We start from the raw sequence: 4,373 nt of genomic DNA, 5'->3' as shown, positions 1-4,373 counted from the left end.
TCGGCCGGAACCGAAGCGCGCAACACGTGAAAGCGGCCATCGACACTAACAGGCGACCAATCCACCAAGATATGCGGGCGAGTCGAAGGGCTAACCAGCCAGCTTGTCATTTCCCCGTAAACCAAAACGGCTTCCCCGAGTAGGCGTGGATTGCCGATAAGCCGGTCCATTCGCTTGATGTTGTACTTCTCCAGGGTGCTACTCCCGACACCGCGCCCCAGACCGGTAACGCTTACACACCGCTCGGCTAATGTGGATGAGACGGCTGCTTTGACGGCAACGTAGCGGCTCGCGTGCATGGTTTGACACAGCTCGGGGAGACACGTATCAAGGATGTCGGTGGCGTGCATCTTCTGCTCCTTTTCGGATGATTTCTTGGGCTTCGCAACCACAAGAAGATCACGTCAGGAGATGCATGTCCACCTCTTTTTCCTAGATTTCAGGTACTTAGCCCACGGATTCGTGGGGATTCCTCAGACTACGACCCCATTATTTGCATCACTTGGACAGGACAGGGTACCAACGGTCTTCTGGGGCGCCGCGTGGCGCCAGGGGCGGGATACCGAGCCTCCCACCGAAGCGGGTCCTGGTGCCTTGATCCAGATGTGTGACTGGCGCGGATCAGTCTTTCTGACCGCGACCCGAGACGAACGAGAACCCGGGCGCGTGTTTCGGCAGCTTTGTGAGCTGATCAGGCTCTGCTCAACGGGGTACCGCGGCTTCGGGGTACGGTATTGCCGACTTGAACGGAGGCGGCTAATGGGCGACCCCATTTATTCGGCCTTTACGTAACCGTCAAATAGCCTTTCCATGATTAAGCGTAGGTTTTCTGGCACGTCCTTCCAGGACTCACCCCAAGCACTTGCCCCCTTATAAGCCACAAATGGCTTTTCTGACGATGGCGGCGGGTATCCGAGAACGTCCTCCAGGCACTCTTCAAGGACTACAATCCTGTCAGGATCTCCTACCGCTTCCTGAATCGGCTGATTGAATTTTTCTGCCCCCGCAACTCCCGCATCCCTATCGTGCATTACTCGAAAATTTATAGACAAAGCATGAAAGTACCTAGCAATACCAATAATGGACGCTTTTCCGCGCGCCTTAATAACCTCAAAATCTGATGAAATCTTATTTCTCAACTCAGCCGGGAGACGTTTTAGCGCTTCTCGCAAAACGATATCTTCAGTATCACCTTCCACAAGCACCACCATCTTGGTAAAGAAGGCTCTGGCTACATAGTCATCAATCCGAAGCAGCATCTTTACGTAGTCTTTATCTTCATCATTCAATGCAACAAACTCGTCTGAAACATTGAAGGCAGCGCTTTCCGTAAAAACATCCTCACACCGGAAGCGATTCAACACCTGCCTGGGTTTTCGCGATAAGTCAATCAGGAACGGCGAATGCGTTGTGGCAACGATTTGCGAATTAACACCAGAAAGTTCATAGATGGTATCTCGCATCTGATTTGCCGCACTGGGATGAAGATAAATTTCAGGCTCCTCAAAGCCAATAATCAAACTACGTTCTGACTTATCCTCACGGGTCGACAGCCATTTCTGACGGAATCGCAACATTCCAAACACTGCGGACCGAACCATCCCGGTGCCTTGATGACTTACCGGTGTTTGAATATTGCTAGACATGGCTATTTCAAATGACGGCACCAAGGCCTTCTTGGGGTCACTGAGATCGGCGGTTGCATGAAGCGCCGAATCTGGAAATACGCTCGACAGGACCTTGTTGAGCTCAATCATCATTTTCCCGAACTCAGAGTTTTCGTCAGACGGATCGAGCTCTTTGGTAAGCTCATCTAAGTGCTTCTGCGCTTCTTTGTAGTTGTCGGACTGATCTCTGACGTCCTCAAATAGCTCGTTCAGAGTCTTTCCTAATACGCCTTTTTTTGGGTCGTCAATTTCATATGATGCTGCTTCAGCAGGAATCTTAAGGAACCGTGGCAAGCGGCTTAGGACGTTACCGGGGATACCTCCGGGATTTTGAAACCACTCTTCTTGGTCGCTAAGTTCCCAAATCTCATCAACTGCCTGCAACTTAATTTTGTCCTTCGCCGCGATGTTCTTCGCAAGATCTCCAAACAGTTCCTCAAATAGTTCTTCTGATGCACCCGCGTCAATAAAGTCTTGCGGGCTTTTGCATCCTTCGAACTGAGCAGCAAGTTTGCGCTCCTTAGACTTCAACTCTACGACTACATCTTTTCCTAATGGATAGCTCTTGCGATAGTAGATGGAAATCCCCGTCTCATCTGATCCGACTGGGACCTCGTATGTAAATGTACGCCCTTTAAAGCCACGCCATTCATCCGATTCTGTGGGCACGTTTCTAAACTCGGCTTCCAACACAACACAATCCGATAAAACCTTCTTCTCCCCCGTTTCTGCGTCGATCTCTGAGTAGTAATCAGCCTCTGGTATACGCTTATTCCCGGACAAAAGGTACTCGATCGCAATTAGAACAGAACTCTTTCCTGAGTTGTTTGGACCAATACAAAATGTTGCGTCTCCGAACTCCACATCGACAGATTGAAGTCGACGCAGCCCCTCAACATGCAGTCTATGAAGCCTCATCTCTCCCCCCAAAAATAAAATCTAATGTCGCGCTCTGCGGCAATTTTGGAGCGCAGCGAAAAATTTTCGGCAGCAGCGCCTTGTTAGCCCTTATCAACATACCTTAGAAGCTGAACCTTTTTTAGTGACATCAATGATAACCACATTTTCCGCATTTTCTTGCTGCATGGCCTTGAGTATCCTATTCACCTTTGCGATTTCAGCTTTCGTATAGCAAAGAATAACTTTGATGTCAGATATAGATTTAGATGCCTTCTTGTAGATTTCAGTCTGATTCTTCATATTTTTTTTGAGCGAAGTAGAGCGGCCGAGCTTAAACTCAATTATTGTCGAATCACGGCTTCCAAACGAAACCTTGTAATCGGCGGGGCCTCTACCATTATTTACTTCGGAGTTAACATCAATAGGAGACGCGAACCATGTTAGGCGAAAAATCCGTTGAACAGTATCCTCCGAAGCGATCGGTTTCCCATCTTTGTAGAAGATCCTATATCCATCGTTATCTTCTATCACCTGTTTGAGAAAATGAGCGCGCTTCAGTGCTTCACTGTAACTTGAGGGATTAATCTTATAAAAATCACTGTTTACAAAAATGTGCTTACAGAACTCAGTGAGAGTCGCGAGCAGTTCATCTCTCAATTTCGAAACCTTCTCGGACGAGAGAGCTGTAGCCTTGTCTTTCTCTGACTCCTTTTTCTTTATGTAGTAATCGAGGATTTCAGGGTACTTCTGGACGGTTGCATCAATAGCCCGTTCAATATCGTCTTTTTTGGGGTCGGTCGGCAACCGCTTCATAAAGTAGAGGTTTATCGCATCTCTTAGCGCAGTATTGTCAAGTGAATTCGCAATTCTTCGGAACTCGCTTGTGAAATCGCTGTGGCAAATGAAGGCATCATCCTTAGTCAGAATGTCAACTGGCGTTAGTAGTATGAAGTCTTCTTCACGGTCGCCTTTGTAAAAGTAAGGTAGCTCAAAGGATTCAGACTGCCAGATCATTAGATCCTGATCAAAATGGCACCGGACTGTGAATGTTTTTCTCTGCTGTTCATAAAGATGTTGCTTTGCGAACTTCTCCGAGTACTCAAGCAGGAACTCGAATATTAGATTAGTTGTAAAGTCGCTGATGAAATCACGGCCAATGCCAGATCCGACAAGTGTCAGTTTCTCAATATGAGAAGCATCTGTGACTGTTTCTGTCCCGAAGTTTCGATAGAAGCCATTGAAGGCGCTAATCAAATTCTTGGCAAATTTCGGGCCAAGACCTTTTCCATTGTTGCCCCACTTGCACAGGCCAAGCCAGTTCTGCCGGATTTCAGGGAACTGAAAAAGTGTCAGGCCGATAGATGGATTATTTACAGCAAGCTCTCGAAGATAAACCAAATGACCTACGATCTTTTCGTGAAGGGCCTGAAACTCTGGATCTGTAGAAGAAAAGAGCAGAAAAGGATCAACGAAAAGCGGGAGATCCTGAATTCAACCAATAAGTGCAACGCCCCCCTTCATCGCTTATGCGACCATCAGTTCGATGGGCGCTTTGTAGCCGAGCCGCTTTCGTGGTCTCAGGTTGAGCTTATTCTCGACCTCCTGGATCTGCTCTTTGCTGATCTTGGAAAAATCGGTTCCCTTCGGGAAATATTGCCTGATCAGCCCGTTCGTGTTTTCGTTCGTTCCACGCTCCCAACTATGATACGGCCGTGCAAAGTAGACATCACAGCCAAGCTGTTCGGTCACCACGGGGTGGTGGGCGAACTCACTACCGTTGTCGAGCGTCAGCGTTTCGACCTGACC

General features: G+C 48.1%; 3 protein-coding genes and 1 pseudogene. All 4 read right to left on the bottom strand.

Annotated features, from left to right (window positions below):
• Positions 1 to 350 (bottom strand): annotated as a pseudogene (locus BLP65_RS17135) (hypothetical protein); the annotation flags it as partial.
• A 423-nt stretch (positions 351 to 773) separates the two neighbouring features.
• Entirely contained in the window at positions 774 to 2,585 is a 1,812-nt protein-coding gene (locus BLP65_RS16505; RefSeq protein ID WP_092999404.1) for an AAA family ATPase, read from the bottom strand.
• A gap of 93 nt (positions 2,586 to 2,678) precedes the next feature.
• On the bottom strand, positions 2,679 to 3,965 hold the full coding sequence (locus BLP65_RS16500) for a hypothetical protein (RefSeq protein ID WP_175452631.1): 1,287 nt from the start codon (positions 3,963 to 3,965) through the stop codon (positions 2,679 to 2,681).
• 126 nt (positions 3,966 to 4,091) lie between these two features.
• The coding region (locus tag BLP65_RS16495; RefSeq protein WP_139181550.1) for an IS30 family transposase at positions 4,092 to 4,373 on the bottom strand (282 nt) is incomplete at its 5' end.

Origin of the sequence: Thiohalomonas denitrificans (assembly GCF_900102855.1) — a bacterium.
GTDB lineage: Bacteria > Pseudomonadota > Gammaproteobacteria > Thiohalomonadales > Thiohalomonadaceae > Thiohalomonas > Thiohalomonas denitrificans.
Note: the sequence above shows the minus strand (reverse complement) of the source record. Positions and strands in the feature narration are given on the sequence as shown.

What these genes read in the sequence shown, in the direction of transcription:
- BLP65_RS16505 (WP_092999404.1), bottom strand. Translation starts at nt 2,585, where the DNA reads ATGAGGCTTCATAGACTGCATGTTGAGGGGCTGCGTCGACTTCAATCT.